This is a genomic window from Micromonospora marincola, from assembly GCF_056150385.1.
The window spans coordinates 252,468-277,375 of record NZ_JAXCFT010000004.1 but is presented as its reverse complement, the minus strand read 5'-3'; the positions used below and the strand labels follow the sequence as shown (position 1 = coordinate 277,375).

The window sequence follows — 24,908 nt, the reverse complement described above, 5'->3', positions numbered from 1 at the left end:
ACACCATGTCCGACCTGCCCCTGATCCAAGCGGATCGCGCCGTACCGCCACCGGCCGCGACCACCACCACGGGTGGTCGCGGCCGACGGCTACGGCTCCTGTCCCGCACCGACCGCGTGGTGATCACGCTGATGGTGGTGGTGCCCCTGCTGCTCGTCCTCGGCCTGGTCTGGGTGCCGGCGGCGGCGACCGTGCTGCTCTCCGGCACGAACTGGGACGGCATCGGCCCGATCGGCGAGATCGACTGGGTCGGGTGGAAGAACTACGACGACGTGGTGAACAACTACCCGCCGTTCGTCCCCGCGGTGCAGAACAACCTGCTCTGGCTGGCCGCGCTCTTCGTGGTGGCCACCCCGTTCGGCATGTTCCTCGCCGTGCTGCTGGACAAGGAACTGCGCGGCAGCCGGTTCTACCAGACCGCGCTCTACCTGCCGGTGGTGCTCTCGCTGGCCCTCGTCGGCTTCATCTGGCAGCTCATCTACAGCCGGGACCAGGGCCTGCTCAACGGCGTGTTCGGCGGCGAGACCGACTGGTACGGCGACCCGAACGTCAACATCTGGGCCGTGCTGGTGGCCGCCGGCTGGCGCCACGTCGGCTACATCATGCTGCTCTACCTGGCCGGGCTCAAGGGCGTCGACCCGACGTTGCGGGAGGCCGCCGCGGTGGACGGCTCCTCGGAGGCCAGCACGTTCTTCCGGGTCGTCTTCCCGGTGATGCGCCCGATCAACATCATCGTGCTGGTGGTGACCGTGATCGAGTCGCTGCGCGCGTTCGACCTCGTCTGGGTCATCAACAAGGGCCGCAACGGGCTGGAGCTGATCTCCGCCCTGGTCACCCAGAACGTGGTAGGCGAGGCCAGCCGGATCGGCTTCGGCTCCGCCCTGGCGACGATCATGCTCGCCGTCTCGCTTGTCTTCATCACCATCTACCTCTGGACCGTGATGCGGGAGGACAAACGATGACCGCCGCCGTCTCCCCCGGGCGCCGCCGGCCGGTGCGGCCCGCCCGGGTCGTCCTGCACGTCTTCCTGGGTACGGTCGCCGTCGGCTGGCTGTTCCCGCTGCTCTGGGCGGTGCTCACCTCGTTCCGCTCCTACCGCTACACCGCCGACCACGGCTACGTCTCGCTCGGCGGCTGGACTGTCGACAACTACGTCACCGCGTGGCGTACCGCCGAGTTCGGCAAGCACTTCCTCAACTCGCTCTACATCACCGTCCCGGCGGTGCTGCTCACGCTCTTCCTCGCCTCGTGCGTGGCGTTCGTGATCGCCCGGTTCAGTTGGAAGCTCAACATCGCGCTGCTCGGCCTCTTCACCGCGGCGAACCTGCTGCCGCAGCAGTCCCTGCTCATCCCGCTGTTCCGGATGTTCACCGAGATCCCGCTGCCGGCCTGGATGAGCGACTCGGAGCTGCTCTACGACAGCTACTGGGGGCTGATCCTGGTCAACGTGGCGTTCCAGTGCGGCTTCTGCGTATTCGTGCTGAGCAACTACATGAAGGCGCTGCCACACGAGCTGTACGAGGCCGCGATGGTCGACGGGGCGAGCGTGTGGCGGCAGTACTGGCAGGTGACCATGCCGCTGTGCCGGCCGGCCCTGGCCGCGCTTGCCACCCTGGAGGTGACCTGGATCTACAACGAGTTCTTCTGGGCCACCGTGCTGATGCGTACCGGCGACAAGTTCCCGGTGACCAGCTCGCTGAACAACCTGCGCGGAGAGTTCTTCACCGACAACAACCTGGTCTCGGCCGGCTCCGTGCTTGTCGCGATCCCCACCCTGGTGATCTTCTTCCTGCTCCAGAAGCAGTTCGTCCGGGGCCTGACGCTTGGAGCCTCCAAGGGATGACGATCGTCCACCTGCGCCGCGCGCGGACCAGCCTGGTGCTCGACGCACGCGGCCCCGGCCTGCCCCGGGTCGTGCACTGGGGCGCCGACCTCGGGCCACTGTCCACCGACGATCTGCCCGCGCTCGTCGACGCCACAGTCGCGCCAGTGGTGCCGAGCAGCTTCGACGCGCCGACCGTGCTGACGCTGCTGCCGGAGGCGAGCGCGGGCTGGGGTGGCCGGCCCGGGCTGGCCGGCCACCGCGACGGCCGGGACTGGTCCACCGCCTTCCGCCTCACCGGCATCGAGCTGCACGACGAGCTGTTAGGAGGGGCCCCTTCATCTACCCCAGGCGTTAAGAAGGGCCCCCTCCTTCTGACCGTGCGGGCGGTGGACGCCGACGCGGGGTTGAGCCTCACCGTCGAGATCGCGCTGGACGCGGCGGGGGTGCTGACGATGCGGCACCGGGTACGCAACGACGGCGACGGCCGCTACGAGCTGCGCGAGCTGACGCCGGTGCTGCCGGTGCCGGCGGTCGCCACCGAACTGCTCGACCTGACCGGCCGGTGGTGCCGGGAACGCGCGCCGCAGCGGCACCCGTGGCCGATGGGCGCCTGGGTCCGCGAGGGGCGGCACGGCCGCACCGGGCACGACGCCACGCTGCTGCTGGTCGCCGGCACCCCAGGCTTCGGCTTCGGGCACGGCGAGGTGTGGGCGGTGCACACCGCGTGGAGCGGCGACCACGTCACGGTGGCCGAGCGCCGTCCCACAGGCGAGGCCACGCTCGGCGGCGGCGAGCTGCTCGCCCCCGGTGAGATCGTGCTCGGGCCGGGCGAGGAGTACGCCACCCCGCTGCTCTACGCGGCCTGGTCGGCCGACGGGCTGGACGGGCTCAGCCATGCGCTGCACACCCACGTGCGCGCCCGGCCCGGCCATCCGCGCCCGCCCCGCCCGGTCACGCTCAACGTGTGGGAGGCGGTCTACTTCGACCACGACCTGGACCGGCTACGCGCGCTCGCCGACCGGGCCGCCGAGGTGGGGGTGGAACGTTTCGTCCTCGACGACGGCTGGTTCCGGGGCCGGCGGCACGACCTCGCCGGGCTCGGCGACTGGTTCGTCGACGAGCAGGTCTGGGCGGGCGGGCTGCAACCGCTCATCGACCACGTACGCGGGCACGGCATGCAGTTCGGGCTCTGGGTCGAACCGGAGATGGTCAACCCCGACTCCGACCTGTTCCGCGCCCACCCCGACTGGGTGCTCCAGGCGCCCGGCCGGCTGCCCCCGCCGTGGCGGCACCAGCAGGTGCTCGACCTGGCCCACCCGGACGCGTACGCGTACCTGCTCGACCGGCTCGACGCGGTGCTGACCGAGCACGCCGGCATCGCCTACCTGAAGTGGGACCACAACCGCGACCTCACCGAGGCCGGGCACGCCGGCCGACCCGGCGTGCACGCCCAGACGCTCGCGGCCTACCGGCTGCTGGACGAGCTGCGCGCCCGTCACCCGGGCCTGGAGATCGAAAGCTGCTCGTCCGGCGGCGCCCGGGTCGACCTGGAGATCCTCCGCCGCACCGACCGGGTCTGGGCCAGCGACTGCAACGACGCGCTGGAACGGCTCGCCATCCAGCGCTGGACCGGGCTGCTGCTGCCACCGGAGCTGATCGGCACGCACATCGGGCCGGAGCGCTCGCACACCACGCGCCGCGTGCACGACCTCGGCTTCCGGGCGGCCACCGCGCTCTTCGGCCACCACGGCATCGAGTGGGACATCAGCGCCATCGACGCGACCACGCGGGCCGAACTGGCCGCCTGGGTCGCGCTGCACAAGCGGCTGCGCCCGCTGCTGCACGGCGGTCGGGTGGTCCGGGTCGACCACCCGGACCCGGCCGTGCAGGCCCACGGCGTGGTCGCCCACGACCGTTCCCGGGCGGTGTACGCGATCAGCCGGGTGGCCACGTCCGTCGCGCAGGTGCCGGGCGTGGTGCGGCTGCCCGGCCTGGACCCGGCACGGCGCTACCGCGTGCGCCCGCCGGCAGGCGTGCCGGAGCCGGCGGCGCTGGAGTTGACCCCGCCGGGTTGGCTGGCTGGCGCTGGCACAGGCGCTGATACCGGTGCTGGCGCTGGTGCCGGGGTGGTGCTGCCCGGGTCGGTGCTCGGTGCGGTCGGCCTGCAACTGCCGGCCCTGCACCCGGAGCAGGCGCTGCTGCTGGAGGTCACCGCCGTCTGAACCGTTCCGGGTGCGTTTGCCGTCGCCCGGGCAACGTCAGAGCCGAGCGGACGTCAGGTCGGCCGGCGGGTGGTGTCGCGCAGCGCCAGGGCCACGGTGGCGAAGAGGGCAGCGCCGCAGCCGACGCCGGAGACCAGGCCGACCGCTCCCGCGCCGCCACCGAGGGCGTAGGTCAGGAACCCGGCCACGCCGAGCGCGGTCATCACCGCGCCGAGCCAGTGGTAGCGGGGCATTTTCCAGACCGCGGCCAGGCCGAAGAAGTGCACACCGACCACCACCGCGACCCAGGCCACCGCCACGGCGGGCCGGTCGAGCACGCCGTTGATCACGGCCAGGCCGCCGAAGAGCGCGACCGCCTCCAGCGCCACCACGATCCAGTAGCGGCGGTCCATGAAGCCGGCCGCCTCCGGTCCCTGCGCTGCCGGTGGGGCGTGCCGGGCCACCCGGAACAGGCCGACCAGGAGCAGCGCGGCCACCAACAGACCGGCGATCCGCACCACGAGCGGCCACGGCGCGGGCAGGCCACCGCTGTTGACCAGGATGAACACGGTCCCGAACGAGATGGCCACGAGCGAGCCGATCACCAGCCCCGACGGTCGCCCCCTGGTCCCCGGCGTGCTCATCACGTCCCCTCCCGACGGTCGCGCGCCGGCCGGTCGGCGCGACGCGCGCCAGATCGTACGCCAGCCCGGCCCGTACGCCCGCACCTCGCCCAGTTCAGGATTCGGGCCGACGCTGTTTCCTGAGGATCATCGCCGGGCGCCTACGCCTCCGCAACGTATGTTCCCGACCCCGGTACGCCCACCACGATGCCGTGCGCTTTGAGGGTGTCCACGGCACGTGCGACGGTGCGCCGGGCCGAGCCGTACTCAGCGGCAAGTGCGTCGTACGTCGGCAGGCGGGTCCCGCGCGGAAACTCCCCGGCGCCGATGCGGCGGGTCAGATCGTCGGCGATCTCCTTCGCCGTGTGCGGGATGGGCACGGGCGTCATCGTGCCGCCTACCCGGATCAGCACCGCTGACACGCCTGGCACTGCTTGCACTACTGGCACTAGGGGTCAGGAAAGGCGCGGCCCGTAGTGGACGTCATGTCGGTGCGGGCCGTCGGCCATCGGAGGGCGTCCTGACCCCCGGCACGGATCAGGGCGCCTCACCGGCTCTGTCACGGAGGTGGATCGGTGCTGTCCGAGGAAGAGCCGATGCGCGTGCCAGTCAACACCAACGTTTGGTGGTGGCCTACCCGGATTGACCGGTTGGAGTGCGGCGAGTGCGGCTCACCGTTGCCGATGCATCGACTCACGGCGCTGTCCGAACTGGCTGAGGCTATCGAGGACCACGCCCGAGAGTGCGTCGCCTTCCGATAGGACGGTTCGTCTTCCGCCGCTTCGCGCGGGTGCTCTCGACGGACGCCGGAGACACCCATAGCGTTCCACCCACGCCCCGCCCGGCTAGTGGGTGGAACGGTATGGGCGTGTCAGGGCGCCGGAGTGACCGCCGAACGGTTCGGTCGAATCGTAAGCCGGGGCGGCTGAGGCTGAGTCGTCTCTGCCCTCACGGCAGGCACGCCGACGGTCCGACCGCACCGGCCTGAGGCGTACCCGGAGAAAGGTGGCCGGGTCCCGGCGGACCCGGCCACCTGTGCTCAGCTCGCGGTGCAGGTCACCGCGGGCGTCGTGTTGGTGCCGGTCCAGCTGCCGATGAAGCCGAAGGTGGCGCTGGCGCCGGCGCCGAGCCGGCCGTTGTAGTCCACGTTGCGGGCGGTCCAGGTCGACCCGCTGTTGCTGACCGTGGCGTTCCACGCCTGGCTGACGGCCTGGCCGTTGGCGTACGTCCACTTCACCGTCCAGCCGCTGATCGCGGCGGAGCCCGCGGTCACCTTGACGTCGCCCTGGAAGCCGCCCTGCCAGGAGTTGGTGACGGTGTAGGTGGCGGTGCAGCCACCGGCCGGCGGGGGCGTGCTGGTCGGCGGCGTGGTCGGGCTGGGGCTGGTCGTCGGGCTCGTGGTCGGGCTCGGGCTGGTGGTGGGGCTGGTCGTCGGGCTGGGCGAGCTGCCGGAGTAGACCGACGCCTCGCGGGAGGTGGCGGTGATGCCGTTGGCCCCGGCGAAGATGCGCTGGCCCCAGGTGGTGAGCTGGGCCGGGTTGAAGTTTGTGGTCATGTCGAGGTATTCGACGCCGCCGCCGTTGCCGCTCCACGACCAGCCCAGGTAGCCGATCCGGTTGGCCTGGGCGTAGGACATGATGGTGTCCTCGTCGGGGTTGCCGTCGGAGTGGTTGAAGCCGAACTCACCGACCACGATGGGCAGCCCGGCGGTACGGAACCGGCCCAGGTAGTCGGTGATCTCCGCGGCGGTGTCGAAGACGCCGTACATGTGGATGGAGAAGACGGTGTTGCGCTGCGGGTCGGCGTTGAACACGGTGCCGGCGTTGTCACGCATGGTGAACGTCCAGTCCTGACCCCAGTTCGGCCCGTCCACCATGATCGTGTGGGTGAGGCCGCCGGCGCGCAGCCGCTTGATCGCGTTCGAGGTGTCGGTGGTCCAGGCGCTGTAGCCCTGGTTGCCGAACGGCTCGTTGCCGATGTTGACGATGACGTACTTCTCCTGGCCCTTGAGCACGTCGGCGATGCTCAGCCAGTAGTCGGTGGCCTTGGCCAGCGTGGTGGCGGCGCCGTCCTCGCCGTACCCGGTGGTGTCGTGTGCCTCCAGCACGCAGATGAGGCGGTTGGTCTTGCACAGCGAGATCACGTTCGCCACGTCGGCGGCGCTGTTCTTCGTCCAGCGGTCGCCGGTGGCAAGCACCACCCGGACGGTGTTGGCGCCGAGCGCCTTGATGTTGGCGAACGAGCTGGTCTGCTGCGGGTACCAGGTGTGCGCGTGGTTGACCCCGCGCATGACGAACTCGCTGCCGTTGGCGTCGTAGAGCCGCCCGTTGGAGACGGAGAAACCGGTGGCGGCTTGCGCCGGCTGCCCGAAGGCGAAGACGGCGGTGAGGGCCGTCAGCAGGGCGGCGCCCGCGACGGAGAGCATCTTCTTCATGGCTGTCCTCAGAAGGTGGCGACGGCCCGGACGCCGGCATCAGCGTAGGCCGATGGACCCGGTGAAGCAACCGGTTAAGTCCTGTGGCGGCCCGCGTCGCCACGGGCCGCCACAGGGGCGGTCACCCCCACCACAGGATGGTGCGCCTCCCGGTCTGAACCGGTTAAGCCGGACTGTAGGCAGCATCCGGGAAGCCGTCAAGGTTGACGTGCGCCCGGCGGGGTATAGCGGGACAATCCACCCGGAAGGAGAGGCGACATGGTCAACGTCGGCTACACCCTGATGTGCGAGCAGGCCGGCCCGAAGGATCTGGTCGACCACGCCGTGCGCGCCGAGGCGGCCGGTTTCGACCATCTGGTCATGTCCGACCACTACTACCCGTGGCTGGAGTCGCAGGGCCACTCCCCGTACGCCTGGTCGGTGCTCGGCGCCGTCGCGCACGCCACCAGCCGGCCCGAACTGCTCTCGTTCGTCACCTGCCCGATCCGCCGCTACCACCCGGCGGTGGTGGCGCAGAAGGCAAGCACCATCGGCGTGCTCTCGGACGGACGGTTCACCCTCGGCCTCGGCGCCGGGGAGAACCTGAACGAGCACGTGGTGGGCGGGTGGCCGCACGTGCAGCAGCGACACGAGATGTTCGAGGAAGCACTCCAGATCATCCGGCCGCTGCTCAACGGCGAGACGCTGACGTTCTCCGGCAACCACTTCGACGTGCCCGACGCGTACGTCTGGGACCGCCCGGAGCGGCCGGTGCCGATGGCGGTGGCCGCGTCCGGCCGGCAGTCGGCCACGCTCGCCGCCGAGTACGCCGACGCCATGATCGCCACCGATCCGCTGCCCCACCTGGTCGACATGTACGAAGAGGCCGGCGGCGCGGGCCGCCCCCGCTACGGTCAGGTGGCCATCTGCTACGGCCCGGACGAGGACGAGTGCCGCAAGATCGTGCACGACCAGTTCCGCTGGTTCGGGATGGGCTGGAAGGTCAACGCCGACCTGCCGAACCCGGACGCGTTCGCGGCGGCCACCCAGTTCGTCCGCGAGGAGGACGTGGCCGGGGGCATCTCCTGCGGGCCGGACACCGACCGGCACGTCGAGGCGTTCAAGAAGTTCGTCGACGCCGGCTTCACCCACGTGGCGCTGCTCCAGGTGGGCGGCGACAGCCAGCCGATGTTCATCGACTGGGCCCGGGAGGAACTGCTGCCCCGACTGCGCGAGCTGTGAGCCGCTTCGAGATCCGCCCCGCCGGCGGCGGGGTCGGCTGCCTGTTGATGATCCTGTTCTCGATCGTCGCCTCGGTGGTGCTGACCGTGCTGCTCAACCTGATCCTGTAGAACCGGCCGCGTCGCCGCGCGGGCGGCAACAGAATGAGGCCATGAACCTGCTCACCGTGCTGCCGCTGGCGTTCGTGATGGTCGCCGGGCCGCAGTTGGTCAGCGCGGTCTTCCTGGCCGCCAGCCGGGATCCACGGCGCAGCTCGGTGGTCTTTCTGGCGGGCGCCGCGCTTGGCGTGCTTGTCGGGTTGACCATCTGGTACGGCGTGTTCCGGGTGGTCAGGCACAGCGCCGGCAGCGGCTCGAAGGACAGCGGCAGCCGGCACCTGATCGACTGGATCGTGCTGGTGCTGCTGCTCGTACTCATGGTGATCACGTTTCTGAAGCGCAAGCGGAACCAGCCGCCGGGCTGGATGCGCAAGTTGGAGGACCCGAGGCCCGCGTTCGCGTTCGCCCTCGGCGTGGTGCTCTTCCTCGCCATGCCCAGCGACGAGGTCACCATGGCGTCGGTCGCCGGCAGCCTGGCCGGCCACGACAGGCCGTGGTGGCACCTGCTGCCGTTCCTGGTGCTGACCGTGCTGCTGCTGGCGCTGCCGCTGCTCGCGCTGGTGCTGCTCGGCAGCCGCGCGGAACGCCTGCTGCCGAAGATCCGCGACTGGTCCAACGCGCACTCGTGGATCATCAGCGAGGCGGTGATCCTGATCTTCGTGGCGATCGTGCTGTCCGACCTGGCTTAGGGCCCGAGGTCCAGCTCGGCCAGGACCGGGTAGTGGTCGGAGGCGGTGTCGGCCTCGCCGTCGCGCACCACCCGCACCGCGCGGACCCGCTCGGCGAGCGCCGGGGTGGCGAGCAGGTAGTCCAACCGCATCCCGGCGAACTCCGCGCCGCCGTGCCCGGTCGGCACGGTCAACCCGCCGGACCCGTCGCCGTAGCGCGGCCAGAGGTCGACCAGGCCGCCGCCGAGCAGCCGGGCCACCGCGCGGGTGTCCACGGTACGGCCGTCGCGGCGCACATGCCGGCGTCGGTATCCGGGGGCGAGCCCGGCCAGCCGGTCGGCGTGGTCGACGGCCGGTTCCAGCGTGTTCAGGTCCCCGACAAGCAGGGCCAACTTTCCCCCGGTGCGCCGCACCGCCGCCGCCAGCCAGTCCGCCTCCCACCGCCGCCGCCCACCCGAGTACGGGTTGAGGTGGGTGCTGAACACGGTGAGCGGTCCCGCCCCGGTGGCCACCTCGACCCGGGCGGCGGCGTGGTGGAACGGCCGGCGCACCCGCCCGGCGCGCAGCACCCGCAGCGGCGGCCGGACCAGCACCGCCACCGGCTGGCCGAAGCAGGACCGGGCCACGTACGGCGCCAGGCCCGTCCGCTCCGCCAGCCCGCCGAGCGTGCGGTCCAGCCCGCGCAGCTCCTGGAGGGCCAGCACGTCGGGGCGCTGCGCGGCGACGACCGAGACGATCCGGTCCCGGCGGTCGGTGCCGTCGCGGTCCCGCCCGCCGGTCCGGATGTTCCAGGTCATCACCCGCAGCATCGCCGTCAGTCCGCCCGGCCGGCCCTGGCCAGCTCGTCGTCCAGCTCGTCCACCTGCTCCGACTCGATCGCCGGCTGGTTGCCCCGCGCCACGTCGGCGTTCGGCCGGATCACCCACCAGAGCAGCGACAGCCAGAGCGTGCCGAGGATGATCGCGCCCATGAAGTCGGTCGGGTGGTGCATGCCCCGGTACATCCGGGAGGTCGCCACGCCGACCGGCATGATCACGGCCATCGCCACGAACAGCCACCGCCACCACCTGTCGGTGCGGGGAAACACGATGATCGCCATCGCGGCCCAGAGGCAGATGGTCGCCGCGATGTGCCCGGACGGGAACGACGAGGTGGGCATCTGCCCGTCCAGGTTCTCCACCGGCGGCCGGGGCCGCTCCACCACCCGCGCGCTGGCGAGGAAGAGGCTCAGCTCGCCGAACATCGCAAGCACCACGAACAGCACCGGCCGCCAGCGACGCCACACGGCCAGCACGATCGGGCAGAACACGAGCGAGACGAGCAGGATGGCGTGGGTGTCGCCGAACTTGCTCCACCACCAGCTCAGATCCGTGAGCGCGTCGGTGTGCCGGGCGGCGAACCAGCGGGGCACCTCGGTGTCGAGCCAGTCGAAGACGGTGCCCTTGGCGTGGTAGCTGACGTACATGCCGAAGGCGTAGAGCGCGCCGAAGACGATCACCCAGCCGACAAGCAGCTCGGCCACCGCGGACCGGGGATGTTCAAGCACCTTCTCCTCGGCCGGCGCGGGGGCGATCTCCTCGCCCGCCTCCGGCTCCAGGCCCTCGGTGAGCGGCGGCACCGGCCGGCCGCGCTCGCGCCGCCACAGCCGGAAGGCGTACGCGGTGACGCCCAGCCAGGCCGCGCCGAGCAGCCAGCCGCCGAGCACGTCGGAGACGAAGTGCACGCCAAGCGCGATCCGGGTCAGCCCGACCAGGAAGATCAGCACGGCGGCGATGGCGATGGCCGGCTTGCGCCAGCGCGGCGCCATCGCCGGCAGGAACACCAGCAGCAGCGCGCCGTACGCGACGAACGAGCCGAGCGCGTGGCCGCTGGGGAAGCTGTTGCCGGGCGCGCTCGCCACCGGCACGTCCACCACCGGGCGCAGCCGCCCGACGAGCGCCTTGAGCGACGGGTCGAGGATCAGCCCGCCCACGCCGGTGATGATCAGATAGACCGCCAGCCGGGACTGGCGACGGATCAGCAGGCCCACCACGGCGATGGTGACAAGCCAGATCAGCACCGGCCGGCCGCCCAGGTCGGTGATCGCCTGGAGCACCGTGACGAGCGGATGGTGCGGCGCCACGAGGTTGTTGAACCACTCGGCCGCCTCGTGGTCGGCGTGCTGGAGCGGGCTCCACCGGAACCGGACGAGCATGAGCAGCACGCCGAACGCCACGCCCGCACCGGCCACCGCGAGCAGCCCGACCAGGCTCCGCTCCGCGAAGTGGCCGAGCGGCCGGCGACCGGACTCCTTGACCTCGGTCACACCGCACCTCCCTCGTTCTTCTGCGAGGCGCGCTGTACCCGATCGGTGTGTTTCGTACACGCCGCACCGGCGCGGCGTCAGAGCGCGGTCATCTCGCCGGTGTCGAACAGCTCCTCGCGCTGCGCGTCCGGCTCCCACAGGTCCGGCTGGGCCGGCTCCTCCACCCCGATCCGCATCGCCTCCAACTGGGCGGCGAAGGCCAGCCCGCCGAAGAGCGCCATCCCGGTGAGGTTGGCCCAGAGCAGCAACGCCATCATGCCTGTCAACGCGCCGTAGGTCTGCCCGAAACCGCCGCCGTACTTCACGTACGCGGCGAGCAGCAGGCTGGCCACCCACCAGATGGCGATGGCGATGCCGGCGCCGAAGAAGAGCCAGGACAGGCCGGGCTGCTTGCGTCGGGGGGTGTGCCGGAACAGCGCGGCGACGGCGAGCACGGTCAGGCCGAGGCTGAGCGGCCAGCGGACCACGTCCCAGATCACGGTGGCGACGGCGCCCCACTCGTAGTGCCGGCGTACCGAGTCACCGACCGCGCCGCCGCCGACCAGGATCAGGAACCCGATCAGCGCGGGCACGCCGGCGACCACGGCGAGCACCGCGGCGCGCACGTACTTGGGGAACGCCGGGCGGTCCCGCTCCACGCCGTAGATCCGGTTGGCGCCGCGCTCGATCTGCGCCATCGTGGTGGTCAACGCCACCAACCCGGTGATCAGACCGAGGGTGAGCGCCAGCTCACCCACGTCCTCGGTGCGGTCCGAGTCGGACAGCAGCTCCTGCACCATGGACTCGCTCTGGCCCGGCGTGATCGCCAGGACCGTGTCGGCGACGACCTTGCCGCCCTCGTCCGCGCCGAGGTCGGTGATCAGGCCGGTGAGCGCGATCAGGAACGGCACCACGGCCAGGCAGAGCTGGAACGCCAGAGCGCGGGAGTGGCTGAAGCCGTCGCCGTAGCGGAACCGGATGAAGGCGTCCCGCAGCAGGCACCAGCCCCCGTGCCGGCGCAGCGTGTGCCAGGCGTCGTCGGCGGAGAGCTCGTCGGAGGTCATCAGCCGGGTCTCGGGGACGAGCTTGGTGCTACTCACGGCGCGCCTCCTCGACCAGGTGCTCGCCGCGCTCGCCGGCCGCCTCGGCGTCCTCCGCCAGGTCGGGATGGTCCTCGGGCTGCGGGACGCAGAGCCAGAGCGACTCGGGCCGGATGGTGGCGGTGAGCGAGCGACCCGGCTCGATCAGGTCGCCGTCGAGCTGGCGGGGCTGGGCCCGGTTGCTGGCGATCTCGACGGTGCGTGCCCGGAACACCTCCATCCGGGGCACGCTGCCGGTTCGGCGGACCAACGCCCAGCCCATGGCGACCCAGTGCCCGAGCGTGCGCGGGGTCAGCACCGCCACGTCGAGCCAGCCGTCGTCCGGCTCGGCGTCGGTGAGCAGGCGTACCCCGCCCTGGAGGCGGCCGACGTTGGCGACCAGGACCGAGCGGGCGCGGCGGCGCAGCGGCGGTCGGCCGTCGATCCGGATCGAGACGCGCATCGGCCGGTCCCGCAGGTGGCGGGCGGCGCCGACCAGGTAGGCCGGCCAGCCGATCCGCTTCTTGGTGGTCTCGGAGGTCGAGTCGAGCATCTGGGCGTCGAAGCCCATCCCGGCCATCACCGCGAAGCACTTGTCGTCGACCACGCCCACGTCGAGCCGGCGCATCCCGCGCTCGACGGCGACCTGGAGCCCGGCGGCGAGGTCGCCGGAGAGGCCGAGGTTGGCGGCGAGCAGGTTGCCGGTGCCCTGGGGCAGCACGGCAAGGGCCACGTCGGTGCCGGCGAGCGCGGTGACGCAGGCCATCACCGTGCCGTCGCCGCCGCAGGCGAAGACCACCTCGGCCCCGGCCCGGACGGCCGCCTCGGCCTGGCCGCGACCCGGGTCCTCGACCGTGGTCTCGTGCCAGGTCGGGGCCGGCCAGCCGGCGGCGTCGAGCGCGCCGTCCACGGTCCGCCGGAACTCGTCCAGGTCGGCCACCTTCACCGGGTTGACCACCACGGCGGAGCGCGGGGTCCGGTTCTCCGCGGTCACCGGGCGCTTGTCTTCTGCACCGTCCACGGCGTCAGTGTGCAGGACGCCGGGCGCGGCGGCGAGCCGGCGGCCGGGGTCGTTGCGAGGACCGCAAACAGGTTTGAAATCCCGACCCGGCGTCAGGCCGCCTCGCGCAGCGCCGCCTCGACCCGCAGCCGCAGGTCGTCGAGGTCGGCGCCGGCCTCGGCGAGCACCTGCGCGCCCAGGCCGCCGCCCTCGCGCAGCAGGCCGAGCAGGATGTGCTCGGTGCCGATGTGGTGGTGGCGCAGCCGGATCGCCTCCCGCAGCGACAGCTCCAGCGCCTTCTTGGCCCGGGGCGAGAACCGGCCGCCGTCGTGCCGCCGGCGCCACCACCGGCGTGGGCGCGGCGCCGCCTCGCGCAGCGCGTCCGGGCCGAAGGACTCCTCGATCCGGGCCACGATCGCGGCGAGGTCGATGCCGATCTCGCGCAGCGCCGCCGCGTCCGCCGCGCCGAGGCCGTCCACGCCCTGCGCGGTGTGGCGGGCCACCGCCGCGCGCAGGCCGTCGGCGTCGACGCCGTCGGCGGACAGCAGCCGGACCGCCAGGTTGTCGCGGTCGGCCAGCACGCCGAGCAGCAGGTGCTCGGTGCCCACCGGGCGCCGGCCCTCGGTCTCGGCCTCGACGAGCGCGTGGCGCACCACGGCCCGGGCCCGGTCGGTGAATCGTTCGAACATCACGCCTCCCAGCTCTCGCGTACCGCCGGCCGCCCGGCGTGCTTCTTGTGGACCGCCTGCCGGCTGACCTCGAGCGCGTCGGCGATCTCCTGCCAGGAGCAGCCCTGCCGCCGGGCGTTGTCCACCTGGACCACCTCGAGCCGTTCGAGCAGCCGGCGCAGGGCGAGGACCGCGCGCAGGCCGACCTTCGGGTCGGTGCTGCCGGCCGCCGCCGCGAGTTCCGTCGCTTGACTCATACTGTCAATGTAGGTTGACAATCGGCGCTCGTCAACCCCGGTTGACAGATGACACGCCGCCGCCTACCCCCGCCCACCGCCGCCCGATGTTACGTTCCGTAGGTGTTCCGTCGCCGTCCGCTGGACCGGCCGGTCGAGGCCGCGCGCCGGCTCACCGCCGGCCGGCTCACCCTGGAGATCGCCGGGGGCAGCGTGGTCGGGCACCACTACCCGGAGAACTACGACGTGCTGCACGTCGACGAGACACTGCCACTGGCCGTGGTCTGCGACGGCATGGGCGAGGGCGAGGGCAGCCGGGTGGCCGGCACGACCGCGACCCGGACCTTCGTCGAACAGGTCCGCGCCGCCTGGCCGACCGTCGACGCCGCCGGGCTGCGGGCCGCCGCCACCGAGACCCAGACCCGGGTACGCCAGGCCGGCGCGGCACAGGTCGGGCTGACCGGGTGCACGCTCACCGCGCTCGTCGTCGAGCCGGACAGCGACCAGGGATGGCTGGTGCAGATCGGCGACTCGCGGGCGTACCGGCTGCGCGACGGGCTGCTGGAGCTGGTCACCGTCGACCACACGCTGGCCTGGCTCGGCGTGCTGCACGGCTGGTGGCCGGTCGGCTCGCCGGAGGCGACCCGGGCCCGCTACCAACTGCTGCGCTACGTCGGCCACCCGGACCGGCCCGATCCGGACCTGCTAGCCGTGCCGCTGCGCCGCGGGGACACCTGGCTGCTCTGCACCGACGGGGTGAGCGACCAGCTCGGCTACCACCGGCTGCGGGACCTGCTCGCCGCCCGGCGGAACCCGACCCGCACCGCCCAGGCCCTCCTCGACGCCAGCCTCGACGCCGGCGGCGAGGACAACGCCACCGCCGTGGTGCTGCGCGTCCACCCCACCGTGCCCGCCCCGCGCTGAGCATCCCGGCGCCCGCCGATTCCGGCGACCCGGTCCGGCCGACCCGACCATCCGTCTACGGTGGGGAAAAGCGCGGTCGGGAGGTGAGCCGCCATGGCCGCACCCAGCCACGGCGCGGTGGTGGTCGGCGTGGGCCGGTCCGCGGAGGCCCTCACGGTGGTCCGCACGGCCGCCGGCGAGGCCGCCGCGCACGACCGGCCGCTGCACCTGCTGCACGCGTTCAACTGGGCCGCCACCGGCGGCCCCGCCCCCGCCGGCGGCACCCGCGTCGACGCCGAGAACGTGCTGGAGCGGGCCGGCCAGATCGTCGCCGACGCAGCGCCGGAGGTGCCGTTCAGTGGCGAGATCGTGGAGGGCTCACCTGTCGAGGCGCTGCTGCGGGCCGCCGACGCCGCGTTCCTGGTCGCGCTCGGCGACGGTGGCATGGCCACCTGCCCGGCCTGCGTACCGGCCGACGCGCCGGCCGTCGAACTGGCCGCCCGGGCCGGCTGTCCGGTCCTGATCGGTCGGACCGAGCCGGCCCCGCCCGGCCCACTGCTTGTCGGCTACGACGGCTCGCCGGGGTCCCGCGCCACCCTCGGATACGCCTTCGACTGCGCCGAACGCCGGGGCGCCCGGCTGCTCGCCGTCCGGGTGGTCGAACCGGACCGCGACGACGGCGGCGACGCCGTGCTCGAAGAGGCGGTCAACCGGCACGCCGCCCGGCACCCCCGGGTGGCCGCGAGTTGTCAGACCGTTCGTGGCGACCCCCGAACCGTCCTGCTCGACCGGTCCCGCTCGGCGCAGCTCGCGCTCGTCGGCGCGCGGGGCGACGGACCTGTGCAGTCGAGCCTGGGCGAGGTCAGCCAGTCCCTGCTCTACCACTCGCCGGCCCCGCTGATCGTGGTACGCGGGCTCGACCCCGGCGACGGGGACGGGCCATGACGCCCACCCGGCCCGGGACCTACGGCCCTGACCGGCGCCACCGCCCACGGGAGAGATTGGACGTGTCGGGGACGGCAGACGCCTCCCCGAGTGGCAGACGACCCCGAGCCACGAGAGGCTGACGCAGCATGGAGACCGCGCTGGACCTGCACAGTCCCCTGACCGACGACGAACTGCGCCGGCTGGACGCCTACTGGCGGGCGGCGAACTACCTGACCGTCGGGCAGATCTACCTGCTCGACAACCCGCTGCTCCGCGAGCCGCTGCGGCCCGAGCACATCAAGCCGCGGCTGCTGGGCCACTGGGGCACCAGCCCGGGACTCAACCTGCTCTACACGCACCTCAACCGCGTCATTGTCAACCGGGACCTGTCCGCGATCTTCGTCACCGGCCCCGGCCACGGCGGCCCCGCGCTTGTCGCGAACACCTGGTTGGAGGGCACCTACAGCGAGCTCTACCACCACATCCCCCGGGACGAGGCCGGCATGCAGCGGCTGTTCCGCCAGTTCTCCTTCCCCGGCGGCATCCCCAGCCACGTGGCGCCGGAGGTGCCGGGTTCGATCCACGAGGGCGGCGAGCTGGGATACGCGCTGAGCCACGCCTACGGCGCCGCGTTCGACAACCCGGACCTGCTCGTCGCCTGCGTGATCGGCGACGGCGAGGCGGAGACCGGCCCGCTCGCCGGCAGTTGGCTGTCGAATGTGTTCCTCAACCCGGCCCGGGACGGGGCGGTGCTGCCGATCCTGCACCTCAACGGCTACAAGATCGCCAACCCGACCGTGCTGGACCGGATCCCCGCCGAGGACCTGCTGGATCTGATGCGCGGCTACGGCTACCACCCGTACGTGGTCGAGGGCGACGACCCGACGGCCGTGCACCACCTGCTCGCCGCGACGCTGGACCGGGCGGTCGACGAGATCGGTGAGATCCAGCGCCGCGCCCGCTCCGGCGGCGACGTCGAACGCCCCCGCTGGCCGATGATCGTGCTGCGCACGCCGAAGGGCTGGACCGGGCCGGCGGACGTCGACGGCAAGCAGGTCGAGGGCACCTTCCGCGCCCACCAGGTGCCGATCGCCGAGGTGCGCGGCAACCCGGCGCACCTGGCCGAGCTGGAGCGCTGGCTGCGCAGCTACCGGCCGGAGGAGCTGTTCGACGCCACCGGCGGCCCGGCCGCCGAACTGGCCGCGCTGCCACCGACCGGCGACCGGCGGATGAGCGCCAACCCGGTCACCAACGGCGGCAAGCTGCTGCGCGACCTGGACCTGCCGGACTTCCGCGACTACGGGGTCGACGTCGAGGAGCCCGGCGGCACGGTGGCCGGCGCGACAGGCACGCTCGGCCCCTGGGTCCGCGACGTGATCACCCGTAACCCCGAGACGTTCCGCCTGTTCGGCCCGGACGAGGTCGCCTCGAACCGGCTCGGCGCCGCGTTCGAGGTCACCGACCGCGCGTTCGTCGGCCGCCGGCAGCCCGGCGACGACCACCTCTCCCCCGACGGCCGGGTGATGGAGGTGCTCTCCGAACACCTCTGCGAGGGCTGGCTGGAGGGCTACCTGCTGACCGGCCGGCACGGCATCTTCACCAGCTACGAGGCGTTCATCCACATCGTCGACTCGATGGTCAACCAGCACGCCAAGTGGCTCAAGGTGACCCGGCACATTCCCTGGCGGGAGCCGATCGCCTCGCTCAACTACCTGCTCTCCAGCCACGTCTGGCGGCAGGACCACAACGGCTTCTCGCACCAGGACCCGGGCTTCATCGACCACGTGGTCAACAAGAAGGCCGAAGTGGTCCGCGTCTACCTGCCGCCGGACGCCAACACGCTGCTCTGCACCATGGACCACTGCCTGCGCAGCCGGCACTACATCAACGTGGTGGTGGCCGGGAAGCAGCCGGCGCCGAACTGGCTGACCGTCGACGAGGCGATCCAGCACTGCCGCCGTGGCCTGGGCATCTGGGACTGGGCCAGCACCGACGACGACGCCGAGCCGGACGTGGTGCTCGCCTGCGCCGGCGACGTGCCGACGCTGGAGACCCTCGCGGCTGCCGACCTGCTGCGCCGGCACCTGCCCGACCTGAAGGTGCGGGTGGTGAACGTGGTCGACCTGATGCGCCTGCAACCGCCCTCGGAGCACCCGCACGGCCTGCCGGACAACGAGTTCGACACCATCTTCACCCGCGACAAGCCGGTCATCTTCGCCTACCACGGCTACCCGTGGCTGATCCACCGGCTCACCTACCGCCGGACCAACCACGAGAACCTGCACGTGCGCGGCTACAAGGAGGAGGGCACCACCACCACACCGTTCGACATGGTGATGCTCAACGACCTGGACCGCTTCCACCTGGTCATCGACACCATCGACCGGGTGCCCGGCCTGCGGTCACGCGCCGCGCACCTGCGCCAGGAGATGGTGGACACCCGCCAGGCCTGCCGCGACCACACCCGTGAGTACGGCGAGGACGACCCCCGGGTCGCCGAGTGGCGCTGGATCCGCGAGACCGACCCCGCTGTCAGGAGTGGCGAATGAGTGCGAACGAGGAGATCCTGGTCGGCTACGACGGCTCCGCCGACGCGTCGGTGGCCCTGCGCTGGGCGCTTGACGAGGCCGGCCGCTCGGGCCGGCCGGTGCGGCTGGCGTACGTCTTCGAGTGGTTGACCGTGGCCGGCTGGATCGGGCCCGGCGTGGCCCCGGGGATCTGGCCGGACGAGCGCGCCCGGGGGCAGGTGGAGGAACTGGTCCGCAAGGCGGCGGCGGACGCCGCCGCCGAACGGCCCGGCGTCACCGTGCACGGCGAGGTGTTCGACGGCCCGCCCGCGCTTGTGCTTCAGGAACGCTCCGCCGAGGCGGGGATGCTTGTGCTCGGCAGCCGGGGGCACGGCGGTTTCGGCGGCCTGCTCGCCGGCTCCACCGCGGTCTCCGTCACCGCGCACGCCCACTGCCCGGTGGTGGTGGTCCGCGACGGCCAGGTCGCCACGTCCGGGCCGGTGGTGGTCGGCACGGACGGCTCCGAGCCGGCGCTGCGGGCGCTCGGCTTCGCCGTCGAGCGGGCCGCCCAGCGGGACGTGCCGCTGCGGGTGCTGCGGGCCTGGGATCCGCCGCGCGACAGGTGGGCGTCGCCGGGCTTCGACCCGGAGGAGAGCACCGGGATCGAGCGGGCCGCCGCGGAGGCCGAGCTGGCCCCGTGGCGGGAGACCTTCCCCGACGTGCCGGTGGAGATCTCGGCGGTTCCCGGCAGCGCGGCGTCGTTGCTCGTGGAGGCGAGCCGGTCGGCGCAGCTCGTGGTGGTCGGCAGTCGGGGCCGGGGCGGCCTGCGGGGCATGCTGCTCGGCTCGGTCAGCCAGCAGCTGATCCAGCACGCCCACTGCCCCGTCGCGGTCGTCCGGGAGTGAAGGAGGGGCCCCTTCTTAACGCATTCTGCATAAGAGGGGGCCCCGCTTAACGCCCCGACGACCCGTCGGCGGGGTTGAGGGAGAAGAAGTCCTCCTCCTCCTGGGCCAGGTGCAGGCGCAGGACCGCGTCCAAGCCGTAGAGCGCCGCCAGCAGGTCGGGTACCTCCGGCACGGGCAGCCGGCCGTCCAGGGTCGCCAGGTGCCCGCCGATCCGCTCCACCAGCCGGACGATCTCCACGTGCGCCCGGCTCATCGTCGAGGTCGCCTCGTCGCTGCCGAGCGGGCCGGCCAGCGCCGGGTAGAGCTGCCGTTCCTCCGCCTCCTCGTGCGGCAGCACCTCGTCGACCAGCCGGCGGTGCACGTCGCGCAACGCCGGCCCGCACTCCGGGTCGTCCGGGCGGGTCGCCACCAGGTCCGCGGTGTCCCGCAGCCGGGCCAGCACGTCACGGACGGCGCCGTGCTGGCGCTCGTACCTGTCGAGCAGTTCCCGGGTGTGCGGGGGCACCTCGCGCCGTCGCAGGCCGCCGCCGAGGGCACGCAGCGCGTTGAGGATCACCAGCACGTCGATGCCCTCCTGGAGGAACGCGCCGGCCACCGGCGGCAGCCGGCCGGCGGCGGCCACAAGCATGGCAAGCACCGCCAGCCCCATCCCCACGGTGGCGCTCTGCACCGCGACGCGGCGGGCGTACCTGGCGATCTCGACGGCGTCGGCGAGGCGATCAAGCCGGTCCACGGTGAGCACCGCGTCGGCCACGTCGGCGGAGGCGGTCGCCCCGGTCGCGCCCATCGCCACCCCGACGTGCGCCTCGGCAAGCGCCGGGGCGTCGTTCACCCCGTCGCCGACCATCACGGTGACCGCCCGCGCCGACTCCGCGCGTACCCGATCGGCCTTCTCCCGCGGCGAGCACCGCGCGATCACGTCGTCCACGCCCACCACCTGCGCGACCTGGCGGGCCGTGCGCGGCCGGTCGCCGGTCACCATGACCAGCCGGGTCAGCCCGGCCTCCCGCAACCGCCGCACGGTCCGCCGCGCGTCCGGGCGGACCGGGTCCTCAAGCAGGATCACGCCGAGCGGCCCGCGCTCGTCGCTCACCCACACGGTGGAGCGGCCGGACAGCTCGGCCCGCTCCCGCGCCCGGTCCGCCCACGGCGGCGGCTCGCCGTCGAGCTGGCCGACCCGGACCACCCGGCCGTCGACCCGGCCGGTCACCCCGCGCCCCGGTTCCTCGGTGACCCCGGTCGGTTCGGCCAACGGCAGCCCCCGTTCGCGGGCCTGCCGGACCAGCGCGGCGGCCAGCACGTGCGGCGAGAGCTGCTCGACGGAGGCCGCCAACCGCAGCACCTCGTCCCGGTCGCCCCCCGGCGCCACCACCGTCTCCGCGGCCCGGGGCCGGCCGGCGGTGAGCGTGCCGGTCTTGTCCACGAGCAGGGTACGGGCACGGCCGAGCTGCTCCAGCGACCCGCCGTCACGCACCAGCACACCCCGGCGGGCCACCCGGGACAGCCCGGAGACCACCGCGATCGGGGTGGCCAGCAGCAGCGGGCACGGGGTGGCCACCACAAGCACCGCCACCGCCCGCACGAACTCGCCGGACAGCAGCCACGCCAGGCCGGCCAGCAGCAGCGTGAACGGCACGAACCCGGCCGCGTACCGGTCGGCGAGCCGCACCATCGGGGCCTTGCGCGCCGTCGCCTCCCCGGCCAGCCGGACGATGCCGGCGTACGTGCTCTCCGCCGCGTTGCGGCTGGCCCGCAACCCGAAACCGGCGCCGGCGTTCACCACGCCGCTCGCCACCTGCTCGCCTGCGGCGCGGCCGACCAGCCGCGACTCGCCGGTCACCACCGACTCGTCGAGCGTGGCCGCCTCCTCGACCGCGCCGTCCACCGGCACCACGTCACCCGGACCCACCACGAGCCGGTCGCCGGCGGCCACTCGGTCCAGCGGCACCACCTCGATCCCGCCGCCCGCGGCGCGCCGCCGGGCCTGCCGGGGCGCGCGTTCCAGCAGCGACCGCAGGTCACGGGTGGCCCGGCGACGGGCGTACTCCTCAAGCGACCGCCCGGTGGCGACCATCACCGCGATGACGGCCCCGGCCAGGTACTCCCGCACCAGCAGCGCGCCGAGCAGGGCCAGCACGGCGATCACGTCCACCCCGAACTGCCGGCGCCAGAGCTGGCGCAGCACCGACCAGACGGCCGGCGCCAGGGCGAACACGGTGACCGCCGCCCAGACCAGACCGGCCGCGCCCCGCGCCCCCGCGAACCACAGCGCCGCGCCACCGAGCACGGCAAGCGTGAGCAGCGCCAGCGGGGCCCACTCGGCCGTCGCGGCCCGCCGGGCGCGGGCCGGCCGTTCGGGTACGCATTCGCGCGGTTCGGTTCCCACGTGCGGATCGTCTCAGTGCCGGCGCGGAGCAGGTAGGGCGAACGCGGGTAATCCGGGAGGTCGAAGGACCCGTGCGATCCACCCGGACATGCCAGAGGATGGAGCGGCAACCCCACCCGGCGCGTCCCGGGCGTGGGGCACGATGGGGAGAGACAGGAAAGGTCGTGACGATGAGCCACGAGACGCCGGCTACCGATCGCCAGTTGACCACCGCGCTCGCGGAGGCCGCCGGAATGGCCGGCCACGCCCCCTCGGTGCACAACACCCAGCCATGGCACTGGACCGTCCTCCCCGACGCGCTGGAACTGCGGGTCGTCAAGGAACGGCACCTCAGCGTCATGGACCCGGAGGGTCGGCTGCTGGTGGTGAGCTGCGGCGCCGCGCTGCACCACGCCCGGGTGGCACTGGCCGCCGAGGGCTGGACCCCGGTGGTGGAGCGCCTGCCCGACCCGCACCAGCCCGACCTGATGGCCCGGCTCACCGGGCTGCGCCACACCGGCGCCGACCCGGACGCCATGCGCCTGGTGCAGTGCATGCGGGTGCGGCACACCGACCGGCGACCGGTGAGCGACGAGCAGGTCCCCACCGCCGTGCTCGGCGACATCGACCGGGCCGCCACCCGCGAAGGCGTGAACCTGCAACTCCTCAACGACATGCAGAAGATCGAGCTGGCCGGCGCCGCCCAGCAGGCCGCCGTCGTCGAGGCGGACAGCCCGGAGCTGCGCGAGGAACTGGCCTACTGGATCAACCGGGCCGGCGCCGGCACCGGCCTGCCGCCGGAGGTGCTGCCCGACCAGCCGGCGCAGACCACAGTGCCGGGCCGGGACTTCGGCCACCCCGGTTCGCTGCCGATCGGCCCAGGCCACGACAAGGCCGCCGTCTACGCCATCCTCTGGGGTTCCGAGGACGAGCCGCTGAGCTGGTTGCGCGCCGGCGAGGCGCTCTCCGCCGCCTGGCTCGAAGCCACCCGGCACGGGGTGTCCCTGGTGCCGCTCTCCGGCGTGGTGGAGGTCGACGGCACCCGCGAGGTGCTGCGGCAGACGCTCGCCGGCCTCGGCCACCCCTACCTGAGCATGCGCCTCGGCGTGGCCGACCCGGCGCAGGCCGGCCCGCCGCACACCCCGCGGCTGGACGCCGCGCAGACCGTCGACACCTCGGCGGTACGCGACCACAGCTCCTGAGGGTCTCGTCGGCGCGCGCCACCTGGCGATAGCATCGCCCGGTGGTCGCCGCACCGAACCCCCGGCACGAGCACGTCACGCCGTCACTCGGGCTGACCCCGCTGTCCCGGGTCCGCCTCGACGAGCTGCTCCAGGAGATGCTCGACCGGGTCGGCGAGGTGGTGACCAGCCGGGAACGGCTGCGCGCGCTGCTCGACGCGGTCGTCGGCATCGGCTCCGACCTCGACCTGCGCAGCACGCTGCAACGGATCGTGCAGTCGGCGTGCGAGCTGGCCGGGGCCCGCTACGGCGCGCTCGGGGTGATCGGCCCCGACCGGATGCTGCACGACTTCATCGTCCACGGCATCGGCCCCGAGCTGCATGCCCGCATCGGTGAGCTGCCGCACGGGCGGGGCGTGCTCGGCCTGCTCATCGACGAGCCGAAGCCGCTGCGCATGCCGGACATCACCCGGCACCCCAGGTCGTACGGGTTCCCGCCGAACCATCCGCCGATGCACAGCTTCCTCGGCGTGCCGGTGCGCATCCGCGACCACGTCTGGGGCAACCTCTACCTGGCCGAGAAGCAGGGCGCCGCCGAGTTCACCGAGGACGACGAGGAGATCGTGACCGCGCTCGCCGCCGCGGCCGGCGTGGCGATCGAGAACGCCCGCCTCTACGCGCTGGCGCACCGGCGGGAACGCTGGCTGGCCGCCGCCGCCGAGATCACCTCGGTGCTGCTGGGCGAGGTACGCCGCACCGACGCGCTGTCGCTTGTCGCCCGCCGCGCCCGCGAGGTCGCCGAGGCGGAGCTGGCCCTGGTCCTGCTCTACGACGAGGACGAGGCGCAGTTCACCGTCGAGGTGGTCGACGGCGCCGACCCGATCGCCCGGGAACTGGTCGGCGCGGTCCTGCCCGCCGCCGAGACCAGCTTCGCCGGCTCGGCCACCGAACGCCGGCACGAGCAGGTCGACGACCTCGCCGAGGCGGCGCCCTGGCCCCGCCCGGTGATCGCCGGACCGGCGGTGGTGTCCCCGCTGGCCGCGGCCGACACGCTGCACGGCGTACTCGTGATCGCCCACCGGCCCGACCACGGCCCCGCCGCCGACGACGACCTCGCCCTGCTCGCCAGTTTCGCCGGCCAGGCCGCGCTGGCCATGGAACGCGCCCGCGGGCAGGAGGAACGGGAGCTGCTCGTGGTCCTGGAGGACCGCGAGCGGATCGCCCGCGACCTGCACGACGTGGTGATCCAGCGACTCTTCGCCACCGGCCTGCAACTACAGAGCGGCGCGATGAACGCCCGCCCGGAGGTGGCCAAGCGGATCAACCAGGCGGTCGACGACCTGGACGCCACCATCCGCGACATCCGCCGCACCATCTTCGAGCTACGCACCCCGATGAGCGCGGCGCTGCGCACCGAGATCCGGGAGGCGGTCGAGGTGGCCGCCGAGTCGCTTGGCCACCGGCCCGACCTGGAACTGGTCGGGCCGGTCGACAGCGCCGTCCCGGACGAGCTGCGCCCCGAGCTGGTCGCCGTGCTGCGCGAGGCGCTGTCCAACGCGGTACGCCACGCGCACGCCGACCGGGTGGCGGTGCGGGTGGGGGTGGACGGCGGCCGGGTCGACGTCACGGTCACCGACGACGGGATCGGCTGCGACCCGGCGGCGGCCCGTAGCGGCCTGGTCAACCTACGCGAGCGCGCCGAACGGCTCGGCGGCCGGTTCACCCTGCGCCGGGTCGAGCCGCACGGCACCGAGCTGCGGTGGAGCGTCCCGCTCGATTGAGG

At 73.0% G+C, this 24,908-nt stretch carries 20 protein-coding genes and 2 pseudogenes; 11 read left to right on the top strand and 11 right to left on the bottom strand.

Annotated elements, in window-relative coordinates; genetic code table 11:
• Window positions 1–5: 5 nt before the first annotated feature.
• The 3 genes from SM450_RS12480 to SM450_RS12470 are packed head-to-tail and all read left to right on the top strand — an operon-like array spanning window position 6 to window position 4,047.
• Window positions 6–962 carry a carbohydrate ABC transporter permease gene (locus SM450_RS12480; protein ID WP_474619878.1) on the top strand — a complete coding sequence of 319 codons (957 nt, stop codon included), beginning with the start codon at window positions 6–8 and terminating at the stop codon, window positions 960–962.
• Complete coding sequence (locus tag SM450_RS12475) at window positions 959–1,843, top strand: carbohydrate ABC transporter permease (protein WP_474619877.1); 885 nt, start codon at window positions 959–961, stop codon at window positions 1,841–1,843. The genes SM450_RS12480 and SM450_RS12475 overlap by 4 nt, the downstream gene beginning before the upstream one ends.
• The gene (locus SM450_RS12470; protein WP_474619876.1) at window positions 1,840–4,047 is read left to right on the top strand and encodes an alpha-galactosidase; all 2,208 of its coding nucleotides are present in this window, start codon (window positions 1,840–1,842) and stop codon (window positions 4,045–4,047) included. The genes SM450_RS12475 and SM450_RS12470 overlap by 4 nt, the downstream gene beginning before the upstream one ends.
• 53 nt (window positions 4,048–4,100) lie before the next feature.
• On the opposite strand, the gene SM450_RS12465 is transcribed toward SM450_RS12470, so the two are convergent.
• The 3 genes from SM450_RS12465 to SM450_RS12455 all read right to left on the bottom strand — a co-directional run bounded on the left by SM450_RS12465 (window position 4,101) and on the right by SM450_RS12455 (window position 7,083).
• Window positions 4,101–4,670 carry a hypothetical protein gene (locus SM450_RS12465; protein ID WP_474619875.1) on the bottom strand — a complete coding sequence of 190 codons (570 nt, stop codon included), beginning with the start codon at window positions 4,668–4,670 and terminating at the stop codon, window positions 4,101–4,103.
• Window positions 4,671–4,810: 140 nt separating this feature from the next.
• Window positions 4,811–5,071 (bottom strand): winged helix-turn-helix domain-containing protein, encoded by a 261-nt coding sequence (locus SM450_RS12460; protein WP_474619874.1) that lies wholly within the window; start codon window positions 5,069–5,071, stop codon window positions 4,811–4,813.
• Between the two features lie 617 nt (window positions 5,072–5,688).
• The gene (locus SM450_RS12455) at window positions 5,689–7,083 is read right to left on the bottom strand and encodes a cellulase family glycosylhydrolase (RefSeq protein WP_474619873.1); all 1,395 of its coding nucleotides are present in this window, start codon (window positions 7,081–7,083) and stop codon (window positions 5,689–5,691) included.
• Between the two features lie 258 nt (window positions 7,084–7,341).
• Between SM450_RS12455 and SM450_RS12450 the strand changes: the two genes are divergently transcribed.
• On the top strand, window positions 7,342–8,304 hold the full coding sequence (locus SM450_RS12450; RefSeq protein WP_474619872.1) for a TIGR03557 family F420-dependent LLM class oxidoreductase: 963 nt from the start codon (window positions 7,342–7,344) through the stop codon (window positions 8,302–8,304).
• Between the two features lie 151 nt (window positions 8,305–8,455).
• Window positions 8,456–9,091 carry a GAP family protein gene (locus tag SM450_RS12445; protein ID WP_474619871.1) on the top strand — a complete coding sequence of 212 codons (636 nt, stop codon included), beginning with the start codon at window positions 8,456–8,458 and terminating at the stop codon, window positions 9,089–9,091.
• Here the strand turns inward: SM450_RS12445 and SM450_RS12440 are convergent.
• The 7 genes and pseudogenes from SM450_RS12440 to SM450_RS12410 form a co-directional block, all read right to left on the bottom strand.
• Window positions 9,088–9,879 (bottom strand): endonuclease/exonuclease/phosphatase family protein, encoded by a 792-nt coding sequence (locus tag SM450_RS12440; protein WP_474619870.1) that lies wholly within the window; start codon window positions 9,877–9,879, stop codon window positions 9,088–9,090. The genes SM450_RS12445 and SM450_RS12440 overlap by 4 nt on opposite strands.
• A gap of 5 nt (window positions 9,880–9,884) precedes the next feature.
• Window positions 9,885–11,375 (bottom strand): phosphatase PAP2 family protein, encoded by a 1,491-nt coding sequence (locus SM450_RS12435; protein WP_474619869.1) that lies wholly within the window; start codon window positions 11,373–11,375, stop codon window positions 9,885–9,887.
• Between the two features lie 77 nt (window positions 11,376–11,452).
• Window positions 11,453–12,454 (bottom strand): YihY/virulence factor BrkB family protein, encoded by a 1,002-nt coding sequence (locus tag SM450_RS12430; RefSeq protein ID WP_474619868.1) that lies wholly within the window; start codon window positions 12,452–12,454, stop codon window positions 11,453–11,455.
• Window positions 12,447–13,454: a diacylglycerol/lipid kinase family protein gene (locus SM450_RS12425; protein ID WP_474619867.1), complete on the bottom strand. Its 1,008-nt coding sequence runs from the start codon at window positions 13,452–13,454 to the stop codon at window positions 12,447–12,449. The genes SM450_RS12430 and SM450_RS12425 overlap by 8 nt, the downstream gene beginning before the upstream one ends.
• A 92-nt stretch (window positions 13,455–13,546) precedes the next feature.
• A pseudogene (locus SM450_RS12420) lies at window positions 13,547–13,750 on the bottom strand (Clp protease N-terminal domain-containing protein); the annotation flags it as partial.
• A 168-nt stretch (window positions 13,751–13,918) separates the two neighbouring features.
• Window positions 13,919–14,122: pseudogene (locus tag SM450_RS12415) on the bottom strand (Clp protease N-terminal domain-containing protein); the annotation flags it as partial.
• Window positions 14,122–14,358: a helix-turn-helix domain-containing protein gene (locus SM450_RS12410; RefSeq protein WP_474619866.1), complete on the bottom strand. Its 237-nt coding sequence runs from the start codon at window positions 14,356–14,358 to the stop codon at window positions 14,122–14,124. The pseudogene SM450_RS12415 and the gene SM450_RS12410, both read right to left, overlap by 1 nt.
• 102 nt (window positions 14,359–14,460) lie before the next feature.
• Here SM450_RS12410 and SM450_RS12405 point away from each other — a divergent pair, with 102 nt between their 5' ends.
• The 4 genes from SM450_RS12405 (at window position 14,461) to SM450_RS12390 (ending at window position 19,579) form a co-directional block, all read left to right on the top strand.
• A complete protein-coding gene (locus tag SM450_RS12405; RefSeq protein ID WP_474619865.1) occupies window positions 14,461–15,261 on the top strand; it encodes a PP2C family protein-serine/threonine phosphatase in 801 nt (266 codons plus the stop codon).
• 93 nt (window positions 15,262–15,354) lie between these two features.
• On the top strand, window positions 15,355–16,185 hold the full coding sequence (locus tag SM450_RS12400) for a universal stress protein (RefSeq protein WP_474619864.1): 831 nt from the start codon (window positions 15,355–15,357) through the stop codon (window positions 16,183–16,185).
• Between the two features lie 128 nt (window positions 16,186–16,313).
• Complete coding sequence (locus SM450_RS12395) at window positions 16,314–18,716, top strand: phosphoketolase family protein (RefSeq protein WP_474619863.1); 2,403 nt, start codon at window positions 16,314–16,316, stop codon at window positions 18,714–18,716.
• Window positions 18,713–19,579 (top strand): universal stress protein, encoded by an 867-nt coding sequence (locus SM450_RS12390; protein WP_474619862.1) that lies wholly within the window; start codon window positions 18,713–18,715, stop codon window positions 19,577–19,579. Before SM450_RS12395 ends, SM450_RS12390 begins: the two co-directional genes overlap by 4 nt.
• Window positions 19,580–19,625: 46 nt before the next feature.
• Here the strand turns inward: SM450_RS12390 and SM450_RS12385 are convergent, their stop codons facing one another.
• Window positions 19,626–21,965, bottom strand: a complete 2,340-nt coding sequence (locus SM450_RS12385) for a heavy metal translocating P-type ATPase (RefSeq protein ID WP_474619861.1) — start codon at window positions 21,963–21,965, stop codon at window positions 19,626–19,628.
• A 170-nt stretch (window positions 21,966–22,135) separates the two neighbouring features.
• On the opposite strand from SM450_RS12385, the gene SM450_RS12380 reads away from it, so the two are divergent.
• Window positions 22,136–23,146, top strand: coding sequence for an Acg family FMN-binding oxidoreductase (locus SM450_RS12380; RefSeq protein WP_474619860.1), 1,011 nt, complete (start codon window positions 22,136–22,138; stop codon window positions 23,144–23,146).
• Between the two features lie 92 nt (window positions 23,147–23,238).
• Entirely contained in the window at window positions 23,239–24,906 is a 1,668-nt protein-coding gene (locus tag SM450_RS12375; RefSeq protein WP_474620068.1) for a sensor histidine kinase, read from the top strand.
• The last annotated feature ends 2 nt before the right edge of the window (window positions 24,907–24,908 follow it).